We start from the raw sequence: 26,131 nt of genomic DNA, 5'->3' as shown, positions 1-26,131 counted from the left end.
GCGTCTGTTTCGAATTATGGAAGACGCGAAGCCATGACTTCACCAGCCACCACCAGCGCCGGGCGCATGCCGCGGCAGATCCCCTACATCATCGCCAACGAGGGCTGCGAGCGCTTCAGCTTCTACGGGATGCGCAACATCCTGACGCCCTTCCTGATCTCCACCCTGCTGCTGTTCGTGGCCGAGGCCGAGCGTCCCAGCGAAGCCAAGCACGTCTTCCACACCTTCATGATGGGCGTGTACTTCTTCCCGCTGCTGGGCGGCTGGCTGGCCGACCGCTACTTCGGCAAGTACAACACTATCTTCTGGTTCAGCCTGATCTACTGCGCCGGCCACGCCTGCCTCGCCATCTTCGAGCACAGCGTCACCGGCTTCTACTTCGGCCTGTTCCTGATCGCCTTCGGCTCGGGCGGCATCAAGCCGCTGGTGGCCTCCTTCGTGGGCGACCAGTTCGACAAGACCAACAAGGACAAGGCCAAGGTGGTGTTCGACGCCTTCTACTGGATCATCAACTTCGGCTCCTTCTTCGCCTCGCTCCTGATGCCGCTGTTCCTGCGCGACTACGGTCCCTCGGTCGCCTTCGGCATCCCGGGCATCCTGATGTTCATCGCCACCATGGTGCTGTGGAGCGGCAAGAAGAAATACGTGCACGTGCCGCCGGCGCCGCCCAATCCGCATTCCTTCATGCGCGTGGTGCGCACCGCCCTGCTGACCCAGGCGCCCGGCCAGGGCCGCCCGGGCCTCACCGTCGCCCTGATCGGCGTGCTGGCCGCGATCGTCTCGCTGGGCATGTCGGTGAAGTGGGGCTTCGTGATCGGCGCCTGCACGGGCCTCGTCATCCTGCTGGCTTTCGGCGGCATCGGCGCCTCGATGCAGCTGGACCGCGCGCGCGGCGCGCATCCGGATGAAGCGGTCGACGGCGTGCGCGCCGTGATGCGCATCCTGATCGTGTTCGGCCTGGTGACGCCCTTCTGGTCGCTGTTCGACCAGAAGGCCTCGACCTGGATCGTGCAGGCCAACGCCATGAGCAATCAAGTGGAATTCCTGGGGACCACCTTCAACGTGATCCCGGCCCAGATGCAGGCGCTCAATCCGCTGCTGGTGATGATCCTCATCCCCTTCAACAACTTCGCCCTGTTCCCGCTGCTGCGCGCGATCGGCCTGGAGCCGACCCCGCTGCGCCGCATGACGGCCGGCATCGCCCTCTCGGCCGCGGCCTGGGTCGTGGTCGGCAACCTGCAGGTGCAGCTCGACGCCGGCGACCCGGTCTCGATCGCCTGGCAGATCCTGCCCTACGCCCTGCTGACCCTGGGCGAGGTGCTGGTCTCGGCCACCGGCCTGGAATTCGCCTACAGCCAGGCCCCGGCCTCGATGAAGGGCGTGATCATGGCCCTGTGGTACCTGGCGGTCACGGTCGGCAACCTGTGGGTGCTGATCGTGAACGCGGGCGTCAAGAACGAGGCCGTGATCGCCTACATCGAGAACTCGGGCGTGGGCGTGATGGCCTTCCAGATGTATTTCTTCGCCGCGTTCGCGCTGCTGGCCGCCGTGGTGTTCGGCTGGTATGCGACGCGCTACCGCATGGTCGACCACTACCGCGCCACCGCCGCCGCCTGACATGAACCAGCTCCGCCACTCGCTTTTCGCATCCCTTCTCGCCGCCCTCGTTCCGGCCGCGGCCCATGCCGCGGTGCCGCTCGAGGCCTGCGACGACCCTGGCTTCCAGCAGGTCCTGCACGCCTCCGCCGCCAGCCTGGACACACGCGCCGTCTGGCTGAACCGCCAGCTGATCCGCTGGCCCGGCGCGGCCGGCGAAGGCAGCTTCAAGCTCTATCACTCGCCGAGCGCCGCCATCGTCGCCAGGCCCGGCGCCAAGGTCGAGGGAGCCGCGGGCGCGCTCCAGCTCGAGGTGTCGAACACGCCGGTGCCGCAGGCGGCCGCCACCCGCTTCAAGTGGGTGGCCAGCGGCCCGGTGCTGTCGGTGCGCGCCGCCGACCTCGCGAAACTGGCGCAGCTGCACCGTGAGCAGCTGGTGCTGGTGCAGGAAGCCCCTGACGGCAGCGTGCGCGCCGCCACCCGCATCCAGGCCGCCGGCGCCCTCGACGACCTGTACGCGGCGGCCGACAGGATCGCCGACCTGGGCGCCACCCCGAGCGGCGAGAAGACCGGCTTCAGGCTGTGGGCGCCGACCGCGCGGCAAGTCGCGGTCTGCACCTACGACAGCGCCACCGGCAAGGCGAGCGCCGTGCACGACATGAAGCTGGATTCCGCCACCGGCGCCTGGAGCGCCGCCGTGGCGCGCGACCTCTCCGGCGGCTACTACCGCTACGCGGTCGACGTCGTGGTCGACGGCATGGGCGTGGTGCGCAACCTCGTCACCGATCCCTATTCGGTCAGCCTGAGCACGGACTCGAAGCGCAGCTACATCGCCGACCTCGACGCCCCCGCCCTCAAGCCCAGGGGCTGGGACCGTACCCGCGCGCCCAACACCGTGAAGGCCCAGACCGACATGGTGATCTACGAACTGCACGTGCGCGACTTCTCGATCAACGACCCGAGCGTGCCGGCCGCCAAGCGCGGCAAGTACACCGCCTTCGGCGAAACCGGCTCGAACGGGATGAAGCACCTGGCCGCGCTGGCCAAGGCCGGCCTGACCGACATCCACCTGCTGCCGGTCTACGACCTGGGCAGCGTGCCGGAGCAGAACTGCGCCCTGCCCCAGCCCTCCGGCGCGCCCGACGGCGAGAGCCAGCAGGCCCTGGTAGGCAAGACGAAGGAAAGCGACTGCTTCAACTGGGGCTACGACCCCTATCACTACAACGCGCCGGAAGGCAGCTATTCCAGCGATCCGTCGGACGGCGCGCGCCGCGTGCTCGAGTTCCGCCAGATGGTGATGGACCTGCACCGCGCCGGCCTGCGGGTGGGCACGGACGTGGTCTACAACCACACCTTCATCGCCGGCCAGAACGAGAAGTCGGTGCTGGACCGCGTGGTGCCCGGCTACTACCACCGCCTCAACCCCAGCGGCGGTATCGAGCGCTCCACCTGCTGCGACAACACGGCCACCGAAAACATGATGATGGCCAAGCTGATGATCGATTCGGCGGTCCTCTGGACCCGCCACTACAAGATCGATTCCTTCCGCTTCGACCTGATGGGCCACCAGCCGCGCGCCGCCATGGAAGTCCTGCAGCGGCGCGTGAACAAGGCCGCCGGCCGCCACGTGCAGCTGATCGGCGAAGGCTGGAACTTCGGCGAGGTCGCGGACGGCGCGCGCTTCGTGCAGGCCTCCCAGCTCTCGCTGAACGGCTCCGGCATCGGCACCTTCAGCGACCGTGCGCGCGACGCCGTGCGCGGCGGCTCGGCGGGCGACTCGGGCGAGGCGCTGATCCGCCAGCAGGGCTACATCAACGGCCTGTTCTACGACCCGAACGCGCTGGGCGGCAAGCACCAGAAGGCCGACCTGCTGCGCGCGGCCGACCTGATCCGCGTCGGCCTGGCGGGTTCGGTCCGCCCCTACCCGCTGCGCAGCTTCGACGACCGCGTGCGTCCGCTGGCGGAGATCGCGTATGGCGGCCAACCGGCGGGCTACGCCAGCCAGCCCGGTGAGGTGGTGAACTACGTCGAGAACCACGACAACCAGACCCTGTTCGACATCAACGTGCTCAAGCTCCCGGTCGACACCCCGGCTGCCGAGCGCGCGCGCGTGCAGGTGCTGGGCATGGCGATCAACGCCTTCAGCCAGGGCGTGGCCTATTACCACGCCGGCATCGACACCCTGCGCTCGAAGTCCCTGGACCGCAACAGCTTCAATTCGGGCGACTGGTTCAACCGCATCGACTGGAGCTACCAGGACAACTACTTCGGCACCGGCCTGCCGCCGCACGAGGACAATGGCAAGGACTGGCCACTGCTCAAGCCTTATCTCGCCAACGCGGCGATCAAGCCCGCCCCGGCCGACATCGCCTTCGCGCGCGACGCCTTCCGCGACCTGCTGGCGATCCGCGCCAGCTCGACCCTGCTGCGCCTGCGCAGCACGGAGGACATCGTGCAGCGCCTACGCTTCTTCAACACCGGCGCGCAGCAGGAGCCGACCGTGCTGGCGGCCTGGGTCGACGGCAAGGGCTATCCAGGCGCGCGCTTTGGCGCCCTGGTTTATCTGGTGAACGTGGACAAGGTGACGCACACGGTGAGCGAGGCCGCGCTGCGCGGCAAGCGCCTGCGCCTCCATCCGGTGCACACCAAGGCGGGCGCCGCCGACGCGCGCGCCAGGGAGGCGCGCTTCGACGGCGCCACGGGCGGCTTCAGGGTGCCGCCGCGTACCGCCGTGGTGTTCGTGGCGGACTAAGTGGGTAGCGCAGGATCGTCAGCCCGGCGGCCAGCCGGTGCGGGCGATCATGCGCGCACCCTTCAATCGCAGCGGCGCGGACGCAGGCCCGCCTCGCGGTCCTTCTTCGCATCGCGGTCGCACTGCACCTTGCGGCTCATTTCCTGGCTGTCGCGCGCGATCTGCGTGGTGAGGGCGGTCTGCTCGAGCGAATTGCGCTGCTTGTTGTCGCGCCGGGTCTGCTGCGTCAGCATGCACTCGGTGTAAGCCGCCGTGCCGGGGCGGGCGCCGAAGTCGGCGCAGGTCGCGCCGTCCTGATAGAGGTTCGCCTGTCGCCTCTGTTCGGGCGAGGCGCAGGCGCCGAGGACGGCGCCGAACGCGGCGACCAATCCGAGCGCCATGGCGGGACGCCGGAATCCGTTGAGGTAAGCACGACTCATTGTAGTTTCTCCTGTTGACTGTTGACTGTTTCCGACCTCTCGGTCGCGGGCGAAGACATCGCCCTGGATGACAGTAGAACAGCCCAGGATTGCAGCATCATGGGGTGCGCGGGGTTGCGGGCCGGATCCCGGGAAACTCCACCCGCGCGATGGTGCCGCCGTCGGGCGCGCCAAGCATCGAGACGTGGCCGCCGTGCCGCTCGACCACCTGCTGCACCAGGTGCAGCCCCAGGCCGCTGCCCGTCGAGCGCGGCCGCAGGCGATGGAAGGCTTCGAACACCCGTTCCCGTTCATCCGGCGGAATGCCCGGACCATCGTCCTCGACCTCGAAACAGCTGCCCTGGACCCGGATGACCACGTGACGGCCACCGTGCTCGATCGCGTTCTGCACCAGGTTCGTCACCACCCGCTCGATCGCCCCGGGGTCGCCTCGGATCGGCCGCGCATGCTCCACCACCACCTCGATCGAGCGATCTGCGGCGATCACGAGCGGCGCGAGGTCGCCGGCGGTGCGCCTGACCAGGGCGGCGAGGTCGATCTCCTGGTCGCAGGACGCCGTGTCGAGACGCTGCAGGTCGAGCATCTGCTCGGTCAGGTTGGCAAGACGCTCGATGTCGGCGCCGAGCTTGCGCGTCGAGGCTTCCTGGGCCGCATCGACCTTCACACGCAGGATCGCGATGGGGGTGCGCAGTTCGTGGGCGGCCGATGCGATGAAGCGGCGCTGCCTTTCGTAGCTTTCGTCGAGACGGCCCAGGCCATCGTTGACCGCCCGTACCAGCGGCACGATCTCCACCGGAACCTCGTCTTCGCTCAGGCGCGTGCCGCGGCTTCCTGCCCCGATGCGCTGCGCTTCGTTCGCGATGCGCGCCACCCCGGCCAGCGAGCGCCTGACGATCCAGGGCGTGGCCAGCAGGGACACCAGTCCCATCAGCAGAAAGATGGGGACGGCGGCCAGGCTCGACGCCAGGAGCACGGTGAAGCTCAGCCTGGTCAGCTTGCCGTGGGCCAGGATGGTCAGCGGGCCTGCCGGCGATGCTTCACGGCACAGGACCGCGGTCAGGGAGTAAGGCGCGATCCGGTCGCGCACATGGCCGTAGGAGAGGTTCGACATGGCGCTCGCGAAGCCTGCGTATTGCGCAGGAACCGGACCGACACTGATGCGCCGGCCGGCATCGTCCTGGGCCATGAACCACAAACTGGGGGTCTCGGCGCGCAATGCGGCCAGTTCCGGTGTCTCCCGCAGCACGAGGCTGCCGCCGGCACCGCGCGCGATGGCGCGGGCGATGACCGGGGTGATGCCTTCATCCGTGTACGGCCCGCCGCTGTCGATGCGGGTCACCAGCGCGAGCACGCTGAGAAAACAGATGAACAGGATGGCGAACTGCAGCAGCAGGGGCTGCACGGTCAGCGGCCACTTCAGCGAGGGCGGCCTGCGGCTCACGGCTGCGCCCGCAACAAATAGCCCACCCCCTTGATGGCGTGGATCTCGACGCCCGCCTCGACGGCCGCGAGCTTGCGGCGCAAACGCGAGATATGGGAGTCGAGGGTGTTCGACTGGATCGCATCGTCGAAACCGTAGACGCCCTGCTCCAGCGTCTCGCGCAGGACCGTGCGCCCGCGCCGCCGGATCAGGGTCGCCAGGACCCGAAGCTCGCGCCGGGAAAGCGTCAGCGGCACTCCGTTCACGCTCGCTTCGTCGTTGTCGAGATCGAAGACCAGGCTGCCGACCTGGATATGGTCGAGGCCCAGTTGCGCGGGACGACGCCGCACCGCGCGGATGCGCGCGAACAGCTCCTCGAGGGCGAAAGGCTTGCTCAGGTAGTCGTCCGCGCCCTCGTCCAGGCCGGCCACGCGGTCGGCCACGTCGCCGCGCGCGCTCAGCACGATGATATGAACGCCGGGAAGCGCGGCGCGCATGGCCGGCACCAGGGACAAGCCATCGCCATCGGGCAAGCTGCGGTCGAGCAGCGCCAGGTCATAGCTGTTGCCGCGCAGCGCCTCCCGCGCCAGCGCAAGCCGGTCGGCGCAATCCACGACATATTTCTCGCGCTCGAGCGCGCCGCGCACGGCGGCCGCGAACTCGGCCTCATCTTCGACAAGCAGAATCTTCATCTGTGTTCTTCTCTCTCTTCGCGCCTGCGGGCACGGGAGGCAAGTCTACGCGCTCCGGATTGCGGCAAGATGGCGGTCCCCGGGCAGGCAGGCCACCTTACCCGGCGCCGCCGGCCGTCTAACGCAAGAGCCAGGGGCCGGCCACGCGGGTCAGGAAAGGCATCAGCAGATAGACCATCAGGCCCGAGATCGTCAGTGCCGACACGCCGGAGGCGAGCAGCTCGTGCGCCGACGGCGCGAGATGGTGCACCAGTTCGCGTATCTGTCCCGGGACGATCACGGTCAAGGGAAACACCGCGACGACGGACAGGACCCACTGCTTCCAGCGTGGCGGCGCCCGGCGCCCCATGGCGGGCATGAACCAGAATTCGGCCTCGCGATGGATCTGGAAGCGGTCCGCTTTCGCGAGCCAGGGCTGGGCGATCCTGAGCAGCTCCTGGCGCACGGGCGAATGCAGCCAGGCAAGCGCATGGTCCTCGTCGATGAAACGCAGGATCACCACATACCTGGAGCCGGATTCCACCGGTCGGATGACATCGGTGCCCAGATGCCCGGCGAACTGGCGATGCGCCGCCGTGGCCTGGAGCATCCAGTCTTCGTAATCGGTCCGGTGCTCGGGGCGCACATCGTGCACGATGACGCTTACGGCGATCTCGTTCTGCTGCGCTTCAATCATGGCTGTCCCCACAATGCGGTGCCGAGGGAGACCGGTCCACTCGGCTCAAGGATGACAAAGCCCGATGCGAGCCTGTCATCGATCGACGCGCCGGGCAAGACTAGCCCCGCGCATCGTCCCCTACGGCGTCCTCGCCCGCGTCCGCAGCCTCGATCTCGCAGCGCTTCAGGCGGTAACTGAGCTGGGGCCGGGTAATCCCCAGCATGCGCGCGGCAGCGGACAGGTTACCCTTGCAGCGCGCGACCGCCTCGCGCAAGACCAGGTTTTCCAGGTCGCCCAGGCGCATTCCGCTGGCAAGGATCTGCTCGCACAGCGCGCCCTCGCCTTCCTGCCCGTGCTCGGCGAGGGCGCCCGTCCTGTCGATGGCGACCCGCTCCAGCTCGGGAACGGCGAAATTCGGGAACAGGTCGCGCGATCCGATCCAGTCCCCCGACGCCGCCAGGATCACGCCGCGTTCGATCATGTTCCCCAGCTCGCGCACGTTGCCGGGCCAGTCATAGGCGAGCAAGGCCTGCATCGCCTGGTCGGTGACCCCGGCGACGCGCTTCTCGTGCAGGGCGCAGAACTTCTCGATCATCGCCGAGACCAGGGATGGGATATCACCGCGGCGCTCGCGCAGCGGAGGGATCAGGATCGGATAGACGCTGATGCGATAGTACAGGTCCGGGCGGAAGCGTCCTTCCTTCACGGCCTCCGGCAGGTCGACGTTGGTGGCGGCGATGATGCGCACGTCGACCTTGCGCGCGCGGTCGTCGCCCAGCCTTTCGATCTCGCCTTCCTGCAGCGCGCGCAGCAGCTTGGCCTGGGAGGCCAGCGGCAACTCTCCGAGCTCGTCGAGGAACAGGGTGCCGCCGTCGGCGCGTTCGAACTTGCCGGCGCGCGAACTCGCCGCCCCGGTATAGGCGCCCTTCTCGACGCCGAACAGTTCCGCCTCGATCAGGTCGTGCGGAAGCGCGGCGCAGTTGATCGTCACGAAGGGCTTGTCCGCGCGCCGGCTCTGGCGGTGGATCGCGCGCGCGAAGCGTTCCTTGCCGACGCCGGTCTCGCCGCACAGCAGCACGCTGACGCTGGTTTCGGCGGCCTTTTCGACCAGCCGATAGGCCTGCCTGAAACTGGGCGACTCCCCGACCATGCCCTCCAGTCCACGGTCGGTCTTCAGGCTGCTGCGCAAGACTTCGACCTGGGACGACAATTCGAGCAACTGGGACACGATCGACTCGGGTTCGAAGTAGGACAGATGGTCCTCGGCGTCCGGCCATTCCTCCGCCGGCCTGCCGACGATCCTGCACTCGTCGTCGGAACAGCCGACGCATTTCGTTTCCTTGAACAGGATGAAGCGGCCCATGAAGGCCGATGTATAGCCGGAGGCATAGCCGATCAGGCTCCAGCACACGGCATCCTCCTGCGGGCCGAAGGCGTTGACATGGGCTTCGGCTTCCCACGAATTACGCCAGATAAATTCCCCTTGGAACTCGCCCTTGGCGATGTCCATGTGACCGTGTACCGGTATCACCTGCACGCCGCCTTCCAGCATGTGCATTTGCGGGCCGGTGGCGAAGGCTTCCTCGACCGACAGATTGCCCCGGATCTTGCGGGCCAGCTCGGCGTCGCGCTTGCCCGAGGCAAAACCCATGCGCGTGAACACGCGGCGGGTGAATTCCCTGCCCACCGAATTGATCATCTCCTCGCGCAAACCGCCCAGCGAGGCCGCATGCAGCAGGAGCATGCGGCTTTCCGAAAGCCAGATGGAGCCGTCGTCCGGCGAAAAACGGATGAGCCTTCGTAAATCCAGGTCTTCAGGGAATTTGATCATATGGTCTCCTCATGCAGTGTAGCTGATGGGGATCTGGCCGCGGACAGCAATTTTTTCTCCACTTTCAATGTAAGCATTTCATCAAATCGCCGCTTGGACGGAACGATCGCCTCGCCATTTGGTGAAGCGGTGGCGAGCGCCGCTTGTTTGTTGCAGCGCACCAGTTTCCTCGCTGTTCTCCCTATCTTCGCAGGAGAACATTGCCGCTGCATTGCAAGAGTCTCGACCTCATCCGTGCACTGGCACGGCGCTTGCAAATACATGCTTGAAGCCTCCGCACAACCGGCGGCAAGCCAGCGAACCTTTATGGAGACATCATGAGAGACCCTGCACATGAACTGCCCTTCGCGCGCCACTGGATCGACGGCGCCTGGCGCGACTCGAGCGAGCACGCCGACAGCGTCGACCCCGCGACCGGGGAAAAGATCGGGCGTTACGCCTTCGGCGCCGAATACGAGGCGCGCGATGCGGTGGCCGCCGCGACGCGCGCTTTCCAGTCCGGCCAGTGGCGCCAGGACCGGGCCTTGCGGGTGCGCGTCCTGCAAGCCATGGCCGACCAGTTCGAGGCCCATGCCGGCGAACTGGCGGCGCTGCTGAGCCTGGAGAACGGCAAGATCGCGGCCGAGGCGGCGTTCGAAGTGTCGCTCGCCGCACCCGGCTTGCGCTACTGCGCCGCCCTGGTCGCGACCGAGCATGGACGGGCCTCCGAATGGGCCCCGGGGCGCCTGTCGATGGTGCTGCGCGAGCCCATGGGCGTGGCCGGCATCAGCGTGCCCTGGAATTCGCCGGTCGCCCTGATGGTGCGCTCGCTCGCGCCGGCCCTGGCCGCCGGTTGCACGACGGTCGTCCAGATGCCGGGCCAGACGGCCCAGGTCAATGCCCTGGTCAGCAAGATCATCAGCAACACGCCGGGGCTCCCCCTGGGCGTGGTCAATATCGTTACCGGCAGCAAGGAAGTCATCGCCTACCTGGTGGCCTCGCCCGAGGTGCCGACGATCAGCTTCACGGGCAGCACGGCGACCGGACGCGCCATCTCCCAGGCTGGCGCCGCGCGGCTCAAGCGTTTCGGCCTGGAGCTGGGCGGCAAGACGCCCTTCCTGGTCTTCGACGATGCCGACCTCGACGCCGCCTTGCCGCGCATCGAGAAGGCCTTGACGACCTTCGCGGGGCAGTTCTGCATGACCGGCAGCCGCCTGCTGGTCCAGCGCGGCGCCGCCGATGCGCTGCGGGAAAGACTGAAACGACGGCTGCCCGAAGTCAAGGTCGGACCGGCGTCCGACCCGGCCAGCGAAATGGGCCCGCTGATCGACAAGGCAAACGTCGCGCGCGTCGACCGGATCGTGGAAGACGCGCTCGCCGCCGGCGCCATCAGCGTGGTGCGCGGCGGCCCGGTGCGCGAAGGCGCGCTCGCACGGGGCGCTTTCTACCGTCCCACCCTGCTCGAAGTGAGCGACTCCAGGATGGCCATCGTGCAGGAAGAAACCTTCGGCCCGGTGCTCACCATGCAGGTGTTCGATACGGAGGCGGAAGCGATCGCGTTGGCCAACGACAGCGAATACGGCCTGGCCGCCAGCATCTGGTCGCGTGACGTCGACCGGCCGCTGCGCGTCGCGCGCGCCATCGAAGCGGGAACGATCTGGATCAACGACTGGGCCGTCATGCGCGACGAGTTCGAGGAAGGCGGCTACAAGCAGAGCGGACAGGGTCGCCTGCGCGGATTCGCGCAACTCGAGGATTTCTTGGAACACAAGCACATCGTCATGCAGCCCGGCACGGCCTGATGCCGATGCCGATGCCACCCGACTATTCACCCACCACCGAAAGGAAAAAACATGAAAACCATCACTACCTTCGCCAGCGCGCGTCGCGCAGGCGCGGCGTCCCTGGTGTCGCTGGCAGGCGCCCTCGTCGGCGCAGGCACCCTGCTCATCCACGTGCCGGCTGCGGCGCAGCAGCCATCCAGCGCCGCCTCCCGGGAGCCGATCAGCATCGTCAAGGAGTTCCTCGAGAACACTTCTCCGGAAAAGGTCGGCCCGGCGGCCAAGCGCCTGGTCGCGCCCGACGCCACCTATGTGTCGCTCAACTTCAGTAATCCCGAATTGAAGAAGATCGAACCGTGGGCCGGCACCTCGAAAGGACCAGAAGGATTCAGCAGCACCTTCGCGCGTGTCGCCACCTACTGGAAGATCGAGGATTTCACGGTGTCGGAGATGTTCGGCAGCGGCGAGAACGTCGCCGTGTTCGGCAAGTTCACCTACCGCTCGGTGGCGGTCGGCACCTCCTTCACCTCGCCCTTCTCCATCCTCGCCAAGGTCAAGGACGGCAAGATCGTGTATTTCCAGTTCCTGGAGGACACCTACGCATCGGCCGCATCGTTCCGGCAAAGCGGCAGCTGGACGGTGAAGACCGATCCGAAGGCGCCGGCCTTCAAGGTCGGCAAGACCGACTAGACCGTCGGACGGCGTCGGCAGGACTGGAGGCCATGTGCTCCCGATCCTGCCGGGCCGCGCCCTCATCGCCTCGGCCGGCTTCGATGCCGGCGGGCGATGGCGCCCGCCCTCCTTCGCTGCCTGCGGATTCAAGGCTGAGCGTGGTAGCCACCGAAGTACCTGATCGGCGACCAGGCGGGCAGCACCTCGGGCAAGGCCGGCGACAAGCTGCGGTACTCCTTCGCACCGAACACCACCCTGCCATCCATGACCGTCAGGTCCGAGGCGACGGCCTTGATCTGGTCCTCGGGGATCGCAAAGTAATCCCTGTCCAGCAAGACGAAGTCCGCCAGATAGCCAGGTGCGATCATGCCCAGTTCGTTTTCCGCATTCGTGAACCATGCGGCGCTGCGCGTGAACATCTGCAGCGCTTCCGCCCGCGTTAATCGATTTTCCCTGGCCAGCACCTCGGTGCCGGCGGCCGATTTCCCGGACACCATCCAGCTGATGCCGACCCAGGGATTGAAGGTCGCGGCGCGGAAGGCATCCGTGCTCATGGCCACGTTGACGCCGCTGTCGACGAGCTGGCGCAAGCGCGGTGTCATCAATGCCTTCTCCCGTCCATGGGTCTTGATGAAACCATCGCCGTGCAAGGCCATCTTGGGGTCCAGGGCGATGCCGCCACCGAGCGCCTTCACCCTCGCGATATTTGCCGGACTGATGGTTTCGGCGTGTTCTATGCTCCAGCGCAGACCGTTCAGCGGTGTCGTCCGGTTCAGTTCCTCCAATGCGTCGAGGAAGGGAGAGATGTTCTCGTCGTAGCTGATATGCAGGCGGAAAGGAATCCGGCGCTCGACCAGCTTGCGCACATCGCGCTCGACCAGCGTGCGCATCTTGTCGGGCTCTATGATGACGGCGGGACGGTCGAAGTTCTCGTGATCGTGCACCTCCAGCTGCAGGACTTCGCCAGTGCCGCGATAAACATGGCCATGCGCCAATGCCGGGTGCAGGTTCTCGCCAGGGCTGATCGGCGCGGTCCTGGTGATGGTGTTGATCTGCGCATCGACCATGTTCATCGGCGTGCCGTCGCCAAACTGCATGTCGACGAAGGGCATGCGCAAGTTCAGCCGATTGTCGCGCGCAAGCTTCGCGACATTGGCCTGCAGCTTAGGATATCCGCGGTTGCCGGCGTCGATTGCCGTCGTGACGCCGAAGCGGTTCATGTTGTGCACGACCTGGATCAGCGAGCTCAGTTCCTCGTCGGCGGACAGCTGGGGCACCATGGTTTCCATGGCGACGAAGGTGAAGGTGAAGCCGTGGACGACGCCCGTGTAATTCCCCTTCCGGTCTTTCTCGAATTCCGTGCCTGGGAGCGCGGGGAATTTGTCGGTGCCCACGCCGAAAGCTTTCATCGCGCTGTCGTTCATGAACGCGCGGTTATAGGCGTATTGCACGATGAAGGGACGGTTGGGCACGGCCTTGCGCAGCTCTTCCATGGTCGGGAAGCGCTTCTCGGCGAACTGGTAGGGCGACCATCCTCCGATGACCTTGACCCAGTGTCCTTCGGGCGTGCGCCTGGCTTGCTCGCTCAGCATCTCCAGGGCGCGGCGCAGCGTCGGCACGCCATCCCAGCGTAGCGTGTAGTTGAAGCCGCTTTCGTTGAGCACATGGGTATGGGTGTCGATCAGCCCTGGAATCAGTCGGCGACGACCCGAGTCGATGACCCGGGTGGCTGGCCCTTTCAGGCCAAGGATGTCCGCATCGGCGCCAACGGAATAGATGCGCCCGTTCTTGACGGCGAGGGCCGAGGCTTCGGGTTGGGCAGGATTGCCGGTGAAAATCCTGGCGTTATGGACTATCAGGTCCGCGCCAGGCGCCTGTGCTTGGGCGGAGCTCATGCTGCACGCCGCCAGAACCGCGATCAATAGTCTCTGAATCATGATCATCCTCTTCTCATTCCTGAACAAATCGTTCCGCTCCCCTCGCCGGCCTGCCGGTCGAGCGGGAGCGGTGCTGACTGGCGTGCGTTGCGCTCAGCCTTTGAATACCGGGACACTTCCATCGCCCTGACGCCGGTCACCGGCGGCATCGAGCAGGGCGCGCAGACCTTCGATGTTCGCCTCGCCTTGGGCGAGCGCCGTGGCGGAGGTATGCACCGAATACCTGCCGAGATGGAGTTCATGGGGATGCGGCGCCGCGCTGCCGATGACCAGCACCGCATCGCCATCCGGACCCGCCTGCACCACGATCGGGGCGTCGGACTGGTCGAAGAGCAGCATTTCTCCCGCCGCTGCCCTCGTTGGTCCTTGCAATTCGCCGCTCGCCACCGCCAGCCAGGCCAGGGTCTGCCGCTCCGGCGGCACGAAGGTCCAGCGGCTGCCTGCGCGAAGTCTGAGGAGCAGGTAGGTGATGCCCTCGGGAGAGCGCGCCGGACTCTGCAGTCCGCCATAATTTCCCAGGATCAGGTGGGCAGGCCCGATGGCGGGAACCCTGTCGGCTTCCACGTATTGGCTGTCGACGGGTGCGAGTTCGAGCTCCGGCCCCAAGGCAATCCAGAGCTGGAAGCCTTTCACCCGCGCTGAGTCACCGGCCGACATTTCCTTGCCATGCCAGACACCGCCGCCGGCGCGCATCCATTCGAATCCACCGAAGGCGATGCTGCCGCTGCCGTTGGCGGAATCCTCGAAGCGCATGTCGCCTTCGGCCAGCACCGTGACCGTCGCGATACCGGAGTGAGGATGGATCGCAAAAGTCGTGCGAGGATCGTGGGGATCCAGGTCGAACAGGTCGAGGAATACGAAGGGTTTGAGATAGTTTCCCAGATCACCGGGACTCATCAGGCGGGTGACCGGCCCCTGGCTTGCGCCACGTGTACGGTGGAACACCCTGCGCGGGGCAATCGCCTCCGGAACCTGCACTGCTTCGCTCAGCTTCATGGCTTTATCCTTTCGTGAAAGACTTGCTGCATCAGCCTTCGGTTAAAACATCGTGCCGTCCAGCGCGGCGATGAGGGCACACGGATTCCAGTACTCGCGGTAACGAACGATCAAGCCGTTCTCGAAGGTGGCGAAGGTGGCATGGCTCATCTCGTAGGGATTGCCGTTGCCGATCACCTGCCCCGCTACGCTCCATTCGGCGATCGCGATGCGCGGGTCGGCGGTGGCATGGATCCGCATCGCGCGCACCGTATGCAGATCCAGGGGCCTGGTGAATTCCTTCATGTAGTCATAGATCACCCTGCGGCCAACCGTTCTCCTCGATGCCGCATCGGGCGCGAAAGGAAACTCGACCACGACGTTCGCGTCGCAAAGCGCGGCCCAGGCTTCGATGTCCTTGGCCAGCAGGACATCGAGGCTATGCCGCAGCAATTGAGCCGCAGTCAAGAATTCGCCAGCGCCTTGTGCGTCAGCGGAGGAAGCGGCACCGGCGCCGATGTCGCCGGCGCGACGTTCTTGTGGCATTGCTACCTCCGCTGTCCGTGGCTTGCCTTCCTGCCTCTTGGAGGACGAGGGTGTGTCAGGACCTGTCCGCCTTCCATCTCACGACCGTGTCCGCGGGCCGCATCGTTTCATCGGCGATGTCTCGCATTCTAGGGAGGAGGCTGGGCGCATGCGTTGCATGCCTTGCTTCGCCGATGCCGATCTTGCGCTTGGATGAAGCAGGAGTCGGCGTTGCGACAGCGAAGCGTGAGTCATCGGCCAGGAGGTCGCTCACCGGGCCAGCCCCGCACAGGACAAGGGCGAGGCGATACGCTCATCGGGCGCGGGGGTGCCGGCGCATCGGACGAGCCAACTCGGGAAGATGGCGCCATCGGCGGCGCCCCCGGCGGATCAGGTGTGCATGCGCACGACCCGCCGGTAATCCGTGGGACTGCGCCGATAGTGCTTGAGGAAAATCCGCGCCAGGACCTGGCTGGAGGAATAACCAAGCTCGTTGGCGATCTCGGTCATCGACAGCTCGGTCGATTGGAGAAGTTCGGCCGCCCTTTCCATTCTCAGTTGGGTGAGGTAGACCCGCGGAGGCATACCGACGCTTTGCTTGAACATGCGCGCAAAATGGAAAACGGACAGGCCGGCTTCCGCCGCCAGCTCGTCCAGGCCGAGGTCTTCGGACATGCGCGTGCGCATGAGCTCGATGCAACGCCGCCTGACGGAAGGAGCAAGCCCCCCATTGACCGGGGCGAGCCGGGCGCCGCTCAGCCTGCACAGTTCGGCGAGAATCTCGCAGCCCGCTGCGCGCGCCAGCAGGCGCGAGGGCGCGCCCTCTTCTTCGGACAGGGACCACAGGTTCTGCAGCGCAATACTGATGAGTGGCGATAGAAAGAAGCCGCGTTGAAACAGCAGGCGCTCGATCGAGAACCGGCCCTCCGTCGCCTCGTCGAGGACGCCCTGCCATTGCGTGAAGGAGAAGGACAGGCCGCGTAGCCGGTGACTCCCATCGACCATGACCGTGTGCGCGTAGTTGGGTGCGGGCATGTAGAAAGCGCCGGGCTCGCTCATCACGTTGAAATACCCGAGTCCGGCATTGCCGCTCACCCTGCTTCCGCCGGTCTGGTCCTGGAACATCACCAGCTCGGGCAAGGAGGGATGGGACACCTCGCCACTGGGCCGCGCCAGGTCGAGCATATCGAGCACGCCGCCAGGGGATTTCCTTTCGCGGACGTAAGGCGCCTCATGGCCATCGCGAAACCAGCGCGAAAAATTGTAGGTATCGAGCATGTCACCCCTTATGAAACGGCCGTCCGCCGCCGGGACGCGCAGCACCGCCCGAGACGCTCCGGGTCAACAATAGTATAAGGCGCTGGGGGCGTGAGCGTGGGCAGCGGCAGGCCTTCGCCATGCTCATCCATGCTGACCGAGGTTCAGATCCGGGACAGGCGCGGCGCTTCAGGAAAAGCGCAGCAGTGCGCGCAACTCCGCCAGTCCGCGCGTGGCGCGCCCGTCCGCCGCGATGCGCCCCAGCAGCAGCGACACCTCCTCATGCGCCAGCGCCTTGCAGAAATACCAGCCCTGCACCTTGCGCACGCCGCGCGCCTCCAGCCAGCGCAGGTCCTGCTCTTCCTCCAGCCCTTCGCACAGGAGTTCCGCTCCGAAGATCTCGGCGATTCCCTGGATCAGCGTGAACAGCCCGGCCACGCGCGGATTGCTGGCCACGCCGTGCACGAACTGGCGGTCGACCTTCAGGCGGTCGAAGTGGAAGCTGTTGAGCGCATCGAGGTTCGACAGGCCGGTGCCGAAGTCGTCGACCGCGATCCTCACCCCGAGCGCGCGCAGCGCATGGATCGGCTCGTGCAGCGGCTTGTACGACTCCGCCAGCGCGCTTTCGGTGATCTCGAATTCCAGTAATTGCCCGGGCACGCCGGTATCCGCCAGGACCTGGGCCACCCGGTCGGCAAAGGCGGGGTTGCGCAGCGAGGTGCGCGAAAAATTCAGCGCCACCGGCGGCGGCTCCAGGCCGGCTACGCGCCAGGCGCGCAGGTCCTCGCACACCGCGCGCATCACGTGCATGTCGAGCTGGAAGATCTCGCCGCGCGCCTCGGCCTGCGGCACGAACTGGGCGGGGCCGAGCAGGCCGAGTTCGGGGTGCTCCCAGCGCACCAGGGCTTCCATCCCGATCACGCCGCCGCTGTCCAGGTCGACCTGGGGCTGGTAATGCGCCACCAGCGCGCCGACGCCGGCATCCTTCCTGAGCGCTCCCTGCAACTGGTAGCGCAGGCGCGAGCGGATGAATTCCATCCGGTCGAACAGGCGCACCGCGCCCGGTTCGCCCGGCCCGGCGGCGGCGACGAATCCGGCCGCCTCCAGCACCTGCTCAAGGTCCAGGTCGGGCGTCACGGGTTCGCGGCGAATGCCGATGTGCACCGTCGTCCGGTGGCTGCCGGACATGGTGGTCACGATGTGCTCGACCGCGGCGCGCAGGCCAGCGTAATCGACCGAGTCCTCACCGTCTTCCAGCAGCGCGATCGCGAACTGCCCCGGCCCGACGTGGCCGAGCAAGCCTCGTTCGCCCGCCCGATCCTCCAGGCAGGCGGCGACCGCACGCAGGATGGCCTCGCCCAGGCCACGGCCCAGTTGTCCATCGAGGGCGCAGAAGCCCGCCAGCTCGACGCAGGCGACGACCAGCCGCGGCTGCGCGGATTGCTCCACGATCGCCTGCAACTGGCGCAGGAAGGCTTCCCGGTTCAGCAGGCCGCTGGCCGGATCGCAGTAGCGCAGCTGGAGCATCTCGGCGGTGAGGCCCGCCAGGGCGCGCAGGCGGGCGATCTGGGCGTCGCTCAGCCGGCGCGGACGCACGCTCATGGTCCACAGGGTGGCGCGCAGGCTGCCGTTGCAGGTCGCCAGCGACATGGCCGCGTAATGGGCGTAGCCGGGCTTTCCGGCCACCAGCGGGTTGCTGGCGAAACGCTCGTCCTTGCGCGCGTCCTCGACCTCGAACCAGGTCAGGTCGTTATCCACCACCCAGCTGCAGAAGGTGCCGGCGCGCGGCAGCAGCGTCTCGGCGATGCCCAGGCGCGAGGGCAACCACAGGCGCGAACGGTGGACGATGCTGATGCCGCCGATGTCGCCGCCGCCCACCTCGACCGCCAGCGCGGTGATGGCGTCGAGCCGGCTGTCATGCGGATCGAGCGAGATCGCTTCCGGCCCATCCGCCGTCTTCCCGGCGCCGGCGGCGCCGCTTTCCGCGGCGCTCGGCGCACGCAAGCCTGGTTCCACTCAGTTCTCCCTTGCTGGACATTAGCGGGGCGTTCTAGGCCGCCGCCGGCGGGCCGGATCAATTGCCTGTATTTACTGCGCAATGAAATCCTAGCACTATAAATGTTTGACAAGGAAGTAAAAATTACCCAGATTGCGTGAACCAGTGGCCGGCGCGCCTCAGCGGCCCGAGGGCGCCAGGTCGCTGTCGCCGCTGCGCGTCTTGCCGTCGCTGCGCCCGCCCACGCCGGCCGCGCCCTTGGCGGTGTCGCTCGAAGCCAGCGCCGTGCGCAGCGCCGCCGCGTGCGGATTGGGCACGCGGCCGGCCAGCACCTCGGCCGGGGTCACCGCGCGCTTGTAGTAGGCGGCGGTTTCGGAGTCGTCGAAATTGATGTTGGTGGCGTTCACGGCGGCGCCGGCGAACAGGCCCTCGGTGTCGGTCCAGACGGTGATGTTGCCCAGGCCGGCCGAGCCTTCGCCCTTCTTCGACCAGTCGACCAGGGTGAGGCCGGCGTCGGCGTTGAGCGCCACCTTGTTCCCGCGCGCGAAACTGTCGAGCGCCTTCTGGTCGTTGAGCACGAAGACCATGCCGCCGCCCTCGGCGCCCAGTTGCGCGCCGGCGCTCACGCTGCCCATGTTGTAGAAGGCCGGGGTGCCCCAGCCGTCGGCGCGGCGCACCAGCAGCACGCCGGCGCCGCCGCGCACGCCGAGGCCGACCGCCACGTTGACCGCGTCCGGCACCACGAACACGCCCTTGGAACGGGCCAGCAGGGCCGCCAGTTCGGGCTTGCCGCTCATCTGCTGCAGCACCGCGATGGCGCGGTTCAGGTGCCCGGTGGCCTCGGCCAGGTAGTCGCTCTCGTTCACCCCGGTCTTGCTCGCGGTGTTGGAGCCGGACAGGTTGGCCTGGTTCGAGCGGTTCTGGGGCGTGTTGGCGGCGTGGCTCTGCTTCTGGACCTGGCTCTGGTCGCGGTTCTGGCCGGGAATCGGATGCTGGCTCGGCGGCTGGGTCTGGGCCGGCACGGCGCCGCTGCCGGCGGCCAGCGCCACGGCGGCCAGTGCGCAGCGCGCAGCCCGGGATAGTCGGATGGGGTTCATGGCGGATCCTCGCATGATGAATGGTTCCCCCTAGACTAGCCCGAAGCGCGCACGGGCGGCGCAAGCGTGGCCGGCGCTAGAGCAGTCGCGCGATCTCCACCGAGCCCTGTTCGTCGAAGATCGGACACTCCTCGGCGCGCCGCACCGCTTCATTGAAATCGAGCGCCGCGATGATCGCGTAGCCCGACAGCGCGGAACTGTTGAGCTTGGGGCCGAGCAGGCGGCTCGGCACCTCGACGCTGCTGCGCGCCAGGCCGCCACGGTCGACCAGGGCCGCGCCCAGCGCGCCGTACCACGCGTCCCAGCGCGCGGGGTCGTGTTGCGGGCCTTCCGACTCGTCGACGGTCGCGCCCCGGAAGACGATCAGGTATCGTTCCATGCCGGTTCCCCTTGTAGAGTTGCGCGCGGCGAGGCGCCGCGGCCATGGCGAGACCCTAGCAGATGCGCCGCCGGGACGACGCACCGCTGGGCCATGGCGCCGATGCCTCTTGGCATCGTCGCATCCGCCCGTGCTGGACGGGCCTGGGGCGCGCCAGACGCTTACTTCCTGGTGAACGCGTTGACGGCGGCGCGGCCGCTGGCCGGGTCGTCGGTGAAGAAGCCGTCGATGCCGGCGTTCAGGTAGGCCGTGATCTCGGCCACCGCGTTGCCGCGCTGGCTGAGCGAGGTCACCGGCGCTGCGCGCAGGCTCACCGGCAGGAAGGGGTTTTCCGGGCGCAGGGTCCAGGTGTGCACCTTCAGGCCTGCCGCGCGGGCGTTGGCCACGAACTGGGTCGGCGCGCCCAGTTCGTTCGCGCTCGTGCGCGGGATGATGATTTCCTTGTAGGGCGAGACCACGTCGGCGTAGGCGGCGATCTCCTTCAGGCCAGCCGGGGTGATCAGGTCGGCATAGGTGCGGCCGTTCCTGGCGGCGACGAAGTCGTAGGGCGCGTTGGTAGGGCTGTCGAGCAGCTGCACCAAGCGCATGTCGGTCATGCCGCGCAATTCCTTGAGGTTGGCCGTTTCAAAGGACTGGATGTAGACCGCCGCGTTCTTGCCCTTGTAGCCGTTGGCGACCAGGGTGTCGACCAGGCGCTTTTCCAGCGGCAGGCCGATGTTCTTGAAATAGGTCGGGTGCTTGGTTTCCGGGTACAGGCCGATGGTCTTGTTGCGCGCTTCGCTCTCGCGCCGGACGAGGTCGATCACTTCCTGCAGGGTCGGGATCTCAAACTGGTCGTTGAAGCTGACGTTGGCCGGGCGGTTGTTGGGAATGCGCTCGCGGGCGCGCAGGGTCTTCAGTTCGGCCAGGGTGAAGTCCTCGGTGAACCAGCCGGTGACGGCCACGCCGTCGATGGTCTTGGTGGTCTTGCGCGAGGCGAATTGCGACAGCGTGGACACGTTGGTGGTGCCCGAGATCTCGTTTTCGTGGCGCGCCACCAGCACGCCGTCCTTGGTCGCCACCAGGTCCGGCTCGACGATGTCGGCGCCGTCCTCGATCGCCTTCTGGTAGGCGGCGAGCGTGTGCTCGGGACGCACGGCGGAGGCGCCGCGGTGGCCGGTCACAGTCGGCACCGGCGGCCAGGCGGCGCCGGGATTTAACAAATCGCGGCCATCGTCGTCACCGCCGCAGCCGGCGATGAAAACGGCTGCCACGAGAGGAACCAGGCGCAGGAAGGACGGGAAAACGGTTTGCTGCACAATGCACTCCACAGAGTTGATCGAGCAGCAAATTTAACGATTCGATATGACGCTCTGATGACGCCTGGACGGCGCGCGCCGGCGTTCCTTGCGCGCGCCGCGGTCCTCAGATGTCGAGGTGCGAGATCAAGAGCCTGCGCTGCTCGATGTCGCCCTGCCCTGCTTCCCCTTGCGCGCCGAGCGAGATGCCGACCGAGAGGATATCGATCAGGAGCAGCTGCAGGATGCGCGAGATCATCGACAGGAAGCTGGTGCTGTCCTCGGTATGGTCAACCGCCAGGCAGACGTTGGCCTTCTTGGCGAGCTGCGACTTGCTGCTGGTGATGGCGATGACCTCGGCGCCACTGGCGCGCGCGGTGTCCACGGCCTCCAGCAGCTCCGGCAACTGGCCGGCCGTGGAGATCGCGATCACCACGTCGCCCGGCCCGAGCAGGCCGGCGGCCAGGTTGAGCAGGTGCGAGTCGCCGTACAGCGCGGCCGGAATGCGGAAGCGGAAGAACTTGTGCTGGCCGTCCAGCGCCACCGCGCGCGAATTGCCCATGGCGTAGAACTCGACCCGGCGCGCGCGGCGCAGGATCTCGATCGCGCGGTCGATCGCATGCACGTCGAGCTGGTCGCGGAACTTCAGGATCGCCGACACCGTGTTGTCGATCACCTTGGCCGACAGGTCGTGGGTGCTGTCGGTGACCCGCACCTGGCTGTGGCGAACGGGGATGGTGCCGGTCAGGCTGCCCGCGAACTTGAGCTTGAACTCGGCCAGGCCCTGGAAGCCGAGCGAACGGCAGAAGCGGATCACGGTCGGCTGGCTGACGTCGGCCAGGCGCGCGATCTCGGCGATCGGCTCGGACAGCACCTTGCGCGGGTGCTCGATGACCAGGGCGGCGACGCGCTGCTCGGCCGGCGAGAGCTCGTGGCGCAGCTGCTGCACGCGGTCCATCAGGGTGTTGGCGCCGCTGCGGCCGCGCAGGTGCTCGGACAGGATCGCCGACACGCCGTGCAGGGCCGGGTTGGGCGTCATGATGACGTAGGTCGGGATCTGCGCCAGGTATTGCGAGAAGCGCCCCTTGGCCTCGAAGCGCGCGCGGAAAGGCGAGCTGGCGAACCACTCGGCGATGCGCGGCACGATGCCGCCGCCGATGAAGATGCCGCCGAAGGCGCCCAGGGTCACCGCCAGGTTGGCCGCGGCCCCGCCCAGCATGCCGCAGAAGCATTCGAGCACTTCGAGGCAGAGCGGGTCCTTGTCCTCCAGCGCCGCGCTGGCGATGGCGGCGGCGTCGCGCGGCGGGGCGGCGACCCCGTTGCGCTCCGCCAGGGCGCGGTAGATGATCTCCATGCCGGGGCCGGAGATCAGGCGCTCGTTCGAGACGTGCTGCCACTCGCGCCAGGCGTATTGCAGGATCGCGAACTCGCGCTCGTCGGCCGGCGCGAAATTCACGTGGCCGCCCTCCGAGCCGAGGGTGACGAAGCCGTCCACGGTCGGGATCACGCCCGACACGCCCAGGCCGGTGCCGGGGCCGAGCAGGCCGGCCACCGCATGCGCCTGCGGCGCGCCGCCGCCGACCTGCATCAGGTCCTTGGGCTGGAAGCCCGGCAGCGCCATCGCCAGCGCGGTGAAGTCGTTGACGATCAGGAGGGTCGACAGCTTGAAGTGGCGGCGCACCTCGTCGGTCGAGAACTCCCAGTCGCGGTTGGTCATGCGGATGTAGTCGCCGCTGATCGGGTTGGCCAGGGCGAAGGCGGCATGGGTGATGCGCACGCCGCCGGTCTGGGCCAGGTAGGCGTCGAGCAGCGGCACGATGCCCGCATAGTCGTCGCAATGCAGCACGGCCACCTTGCTCAGGACGCCGGGAGCGGTTTCCAGGCCGAAGCGCGCGTGGGTGGCGCCGATGTCGGCCAGCAGGCGCGGGCCGTCGGCGAAGGCGGCGCGCGTGGGTTTGTGTTCGGTGTCGGGATCAACGGTCATCGCGCTAGGATACCATTGATCGAAATGCAAAAAAACCGTTCGTCCTGAGAGGGGCGGCGCATGCCGCCGCCGGCCGCTCAGCGCAGCAGGCCCTTGAGCAGCGCCTGGTGGAAGGCTTCCGGGTCCTGCATCTGCGGCGCATGCCCCAGCTCGGGGAAGCTCACCAGGGTCGAGCCCGGAATCGCCTTCGCCGTGCGCCTGGCCAGCTCGGGATAATTGCCCAGCTTCGGACGGATCGCCTCGGGTGCCGCATCCTTCCCGATCGCGGTCGTGTCCTTCAGCCCGATCAGGAGCAGGGTCGGCATCGCGATCTGCGGGAACTCGTACACCACCGGCTGGGTATAGATCATGTCGTACAGCAGCGCCGAGTTCCAGGCGACGATCTGCTTGCCCGGCCCGCGGTACATCCCGGCCAGCATCTGCACCCAGGGCTCGTACTCGGGCTTCCACTGGTTGACGTAATAGGTCGCCTTCTCGTAGTCGCGGATGCGCTCGGCCGTGGTCTGCAGCTCGCGCTGATACCACTTGTCCACGCCCAGCGAAGGCACGCCCAGCGCCTTCCAGTCTTCCAGCCCGATCGGATTGACCAGCACCAGCTGCTCGGTCTGCTGCGGGAACATCAGGCCGTAGCGCACCGCCAGCATGCCGCCGGTCGAGTGGCCCATGACGATGGCCTTCTTGATGCCGATGGATTCCAGGAGGGCGCGCGTGTTGTCGGCCAGTTGCTGGAAGCTGTACTGGTAGTGCGCCGGCTTGGTCGACTTGCAGAAGCCGATCTGGTCCGGGGCCACCACCCGGTAGCCGGCCTGAGACAGCGCCTTGATGGTCCCGGCCCAGGTCGCGCCGCAGAAGTTCTTGCCGTGCAGGAGGACGACCGCGCGGCCGTTGGGCTTGGCCGGCTTGACGTCCAGGTAGGTCATTTGCAGGTCCTGGCCCTGGGAGCGGAAGCGGTACTGCTGCGTGGGTTCCGGATAGGCGAAGCCCTCTAGTTCGGGGCCGTAGACGGGTTCCTCCTGCGCCTGGGCGGGCAGCAGGAGGGAAGCGAAGGCGGCGCCGAGAACGGCGCTCCGCATGAAGGACAGTGCGCGGGTCGATGCAGGCATGGCGGTCGGGGCAAGGTGGACGGGGGAAGGTGAAGAATACGGCCAGTCTAGCCGAATTCGCCGCCCTGCCCCGCCACGCCTGTTCAGTCCTGGGCGATCAGCGCCACCGGGCTGCGGCTGTCGAACTGCACCTTGCCGCCCTTGACCACGGCGGTCTTGCCCGAGTACCAGTCGCGCACGGTCTGGCCGTCGTTGAACACGCCGCTCACGGGAATCGCCACCGCCTTGTCGCCCGGCAGGTCGAGCGCCACCACCACGCGGTCGCTCACGCCGTCCTTCTGCCAGGTGCGCTTGAAGGTGTAGGGGCTGTGGTGGATCATCTGGTGCACGCCCGCGCCCACCGCCGGGTGGGCGGCGCGGAAGCGGCCCAGGCGCGCCCAGTGGTCCTGCACCTCGGCCACGCGCGCCGTGCCGCGCTGGGCGTTGGCGGCCAGCTCGTCCCAGTTCATGAAGGAGCGCAGGGTGGCGTCGCCGACCGCGCCCTCGATCTTGAGCAGGCGCGCGCTCTCGTCGCCGTAGTAGATCTGGGCCGCGCCCGGGGCCAGGAGCAGCTTGTTGGCCGACTCGTAGGGGCGCTCGCGCAGCGCGTCGAAGGGGCTGCCGTCGTCGTGCGAGCTGAGGTAGTTCAGCACCGAATACCCCTTCATGTCGCCGTGCAGGATCTTCGAATAGCTGGAGAACAGCTTTTCGTAGCCCTCGGTGGCGTCGCTCTTCATGCTGAAGTTGATCATGCTGTCGAAGCCGTTGACCAGGTAGTCGGCCGTGTCGCCGCCGCCCAGGTCGAACTTGTGGCCGTGGCGGATCGAGTAGTTGTAGACCTCGGACACCATCCAGAACGGCTGGTCGCCCAGGCGCTTGGACGGATTGGCCTTCTTCCAGTCCTCGAAGGCCAGGCTGGCTTCCTTCTTGAGTTCCTTCCACACGCTGGCTTCCGTGTGCTTGACGGTGTCGGCGCGGAAGCCGTCGAAGCCGTACTTGCGCACCCAGTCGGCGTGCCACTTGACCAGGTAGAAGCGCGGCGCGCGCGGGTAGCCGGTGCGCTTGAAGAACTCGTCCAGTTCCTTCACCTCGCGCTCGTAGCGTCCTTCCTTCTTCCACTTGGCCACCAGCTGGGGCGGCAGCTCGACCGGGGCGTTGCTATGGGTGAGGATATCCGGCAGGTTGTCGACCAGGGTGCAGTCCTGGGTCGTCTTGGCATCCTTGAAGGTGCACTTGGGACCGGTGCGCACCCAGGACGCGGGCCACACCGGGTCCTGCTCGGTCACCGGGCCGATGTGGTTCATCACCACGTCCAGCACCACGCGGATGCCGTTGGCGTGCGCGGTGTCGACCAAGGTGCGCACGTCGTCCTCGGTGCCGAGGGCCGCGTCCACGGCCGTGAAGTCCTTGGCCCAGTAGCCGTGGAAGCCGTAGCTCTTGCCGGTGCCTTCGTCGGTCGAGCCGTGGATCTGCTCGACCGGGGGCGTGATCCAGATCGCGTTCACGCCCAGCTTCTGGAAGTAGCCCTCGCGGATCTTGGCCGTGATGCCGGCCAGGTCGCCGCCCATGAAACCGCGCAGCTTGGCCGCGTCCTGCTTGCGCCCGTAGGCGCCGTCGTTGCCCGGATTGCCGTTGTTGAAGCGGTCCGTCAGCAGGAAGTAGACGGTCGCGTTCTCCCAGACGAAGGGCTTGCCCGCCGCCTGGGGGGCGGCAGGGGCCTGGGCGGCGGCGAGCGGCGCGTGGACGGCGCCGAAGGCGAGCAGCATGGAGGCGGCAAGAGCGGGAAGTTTCATGCGGGTTCCTGTGGTTGGTGGTGGTTCAA

The 26,131-nt window shown here is 67.2% G+C and carries 20 protein-coding genes; 4 read left to right on the top strand and 16 right to left on the bottom strand.

Translation table 11 applies throughout. The annotated features are described in order from the left end of the window. Positions 1–33: 33 nt before the first annotated feature. Complete coding sequence (locus B0920_RS18140) at positions 34–1,617, top strand: oligopeptide:H+ symporter (protein ID WP_078034051.1); 1,584 nt, start codon at positions 34–36, stop codon at positions 1,615–1,617. A 1-nt stretch (position 1,618) separates the two neighbouring features. Continuing rightward, complete coding sequence (gene pulA / locus B0920_RS18135; RefSeq protein WP_078034050.1) at positions 1,619–4,348, top strand: pullulanase-type alpha-1,6-glucosidase; 2,730 nt, start codon at positions 1,619–1,621, stop codon at positions 4,346–4,348. A 62-nt stretch (positions 4,349–4,410) separates the two neighbouring features. On the opposite strand, the gene B0920_RS18130 is transcribed toward pulA, so the two are convergent. From B0920_RS18130 to B0920_RS18110, 5 genes are all read right to left on the bottom strand, one after another. Next, entirely contained in the window at positions 4,411–4,767 is a 357-nt protein-coding gene (locus tag B0920_RS18130; protein ID WP_078034049.1) for a hypothetical protein, read from the bottom strand. 97 nt (positions 4,768–4,864) lie between these two features. Then, positions 4,865–6,169, bottom strand: coding sequence for a HAMP domain-containing sensor histidine kinase (locus tag B0920_RS18125; protein ID WP_218669390.1), 1,305 nt, complete (start codon positions 6,167–6,169; stop codon positions 4,865–4,867). 35 nt (positions 6,170–6,204) lie between these two features. Next, the gene (locus B0920_RS18120) at positions 6,205–6,879 is read right to left on the bottom strand and encodes a response regulator transcription factor (RefSeq protein ID WP_078034047.1); all 675 of its coding nucleotides are present in this window, start codon (positions 6,877–6,879) and stop codon (positions 6,205–6,207) included. Between the two features lie 118 nt (positions 6,880–6,997). Then, positions 6,998–7,555: an antibiotic biosynthesis monooxygenase gene (locus B0920_RS18115; RefSeq protein WP_078034046.1), complete on the bottom strand. Its 558-nt coding sequence runs from the start codon at positions 7,553–7,555 to the stop codon at positions 6,998–7,000. 100 nt (positions 7,556–7,655) lie between these two features. Beyond that, a complete protein-coding gene (locus B0920_RS18110; RefSeq protein WP_078034045.1) occupies positions 7,656–9,368 on the bottom strand; it encodes a sigma-54-dependent Fis family transcriptional regulator in 1,713 nt (570 codons plus the stop codon). A gap of 317 nt (positions 9,369–9,685) precedes the next feature. On the opposite strand from B0920_RS18110, the gene B0920_RS18105 reads away from it, so the two are divergent. Both B0920_RS18105 and B0920_RS18100 read left to right on the top strand, forming a co-directional pair. Next, positions 9,686–11,149, top strand: a complete 1,464-nt coding sequence (locus B0920_RS18105) for an aldehyde dehydrogenase family protein (RefSeq protein ID WP_078034044.1) — start codon at positions 9,686–9,688, stop codon at positions 11,147–11,149. A gap of 51 nt (positions 11,150–11,200) precedes the next feature. Continuing rightward, on the top strand, positions 11,201–11,818 hold the full coding sequence (locus tag B0920_RS18100; protein WP_078034043.1) for a nuclear transport factor 2 family protein: 618 nt from the start codon (positions 11,201–11,203) through the stop codon (positions 11,816–11,818). Between the two features lie 128 nt (positions 11,819–11,946). On the opposite strand, the gene B0920_RS18095 is transcribed toward B0920_RS18100, so the two are convergent. From B0920_RS18095 to B0920_RS18045, 11 genes are all read right to left on the bottom strand, one after another. Then, entirely contained in the window at positions 11,947–13,743 is a 1,797-nt protein-coding gene (locus tag B0920_RS18095) for an amidohydrolase (protein ID WP_229455738.1), read from the bottom strand. Between the two features lie 87 nt (positions 13,744–13,830). Then, positions 13,831–14,733, bottom strand: coding sequence for a pirin family protein (locus B0920_RS18090; protein ID WP_078034042.1), 903 nt, complete (start codon positions 14,731–14,733; stop codon positions 13,831–13,833). Positions 14,734–14,775: 42 nt separating this feature from the next. Further along, positions 14,776–15,258, bottom strand: a complete 483-nt coding sequence (locus tag B0920_RS18085) for a nuclear transport factor 2 family protein (RefSeq protein ID WP_078034041.1) — start codon at positions 15,256–15,258, stop codon at positions 14,776–14,778. A gap of 369 nt (positions 15,259–15,627) precedes the next feature. Next, positions 15,628–16,515, bottom strand: a complete 888-nt coding sequence (locus B0920_RS18080) for an AraC family transcriptional regulator (RefSeq protein WP_078034465.1) — start codon at positions 16,513–16,515, stop codon at positions 15,628–15,630. Between the two features lie 168 nt (positions 16,516–16,683). Continuing rightward, complete coding sequence (locus B0920_RS18075) at positions 16,684–18,510, bottom strand: GGDEF domain-containing phosphodiesterase (RefSeq protein ID WP_143745829.1); 1,827 nt, start codon at positions 18,508–18,510, stop codon at positions 16,684–16,686. 159 nt (positions 18,511–18,669) lie between these two features. Then, entirely contained in the window at positions 18,670–19,587 is a 918-nt protein-coding gene (locus B0920_RS18070; RefSeq protein ID WP_179119220.1) for a lipid-binding SYLF domain-containing protein, read from the bottom strand. Positions 19,588–19,663: 76 nt separating this feature from the next. Beyond that, on the bottom strand, positions 19,664–19,966 hold the full coding sequence (locus tag B0920_RS18065; RefSeq protein ID WP_078034038.1) for a hypothetical protein: 303 nt from the start codon (positions 19,964–19,966) through the stop codon (positions 19,664–19,666). Between the two features lie 161 nt (positions 19,967–20,127). Beyond that, positions 20,128–21,264 (bottom strand): glycerophosphodiester phosphodiesterase, encoded by a 1,137-nt coding sequence (locus B0920_RS18060; RefSeq protein ID WP_179119219.1) that lies wholly within the window; start codon positions 21,262–21,264, stop codon positions 20,128–20,130. A 106-nt stretch (positions 21,265–21,370) separates the two neighbouring features. Further along, positions 21,371–23,227, bottom strand: coding sequence for a glucokinase (locus tag B0920_RS18055; protein ID WP_078034037.1), 1,857 nt, complete (start codon positions 23,225–23,227; stop codon positions 21,371–21,373). Positions 23,228–23,304: 77 nt separating this feature from the next. After that, entirely contained in the window at positions 23,305–24,330 is a 1,026-nt protein-coding gene (locus B0920_RS18050) for an alpha/beta fold hydrolase (RefSeq protein ID WP_078034036.1), read from the bottom strand. Between the two features lie 83 nt (positions 24,331–24,413). Beyond that, positions 24,414–26,102: an alpha-amylase family glycosyl hydrolase gene (locus B0920_RS18045; RefSeq protein ID WP_078034035.1), complete on the bottom strand. Its 1,689-nt coding sequence runs from the start codon at positions 26,100–26,102 to the stop codon at positions 24,414–24,416. Between the last annotated feature and the right edge of the window lie 29 nt (positions 26,103–26,131).

Source organism: Massilia sp. KIM (assembly GCF_002007115.1).
In the GTDB taxonomy this organism is placed as follows: Bacteria; Pseudomonadota; Gammaproteobacteria; order Burkholderiales; family Burkholderiaceae_D; genus Telluria.
This window is presented reverse-complemented; position numbering and strand designations above follow the sequence as displayed.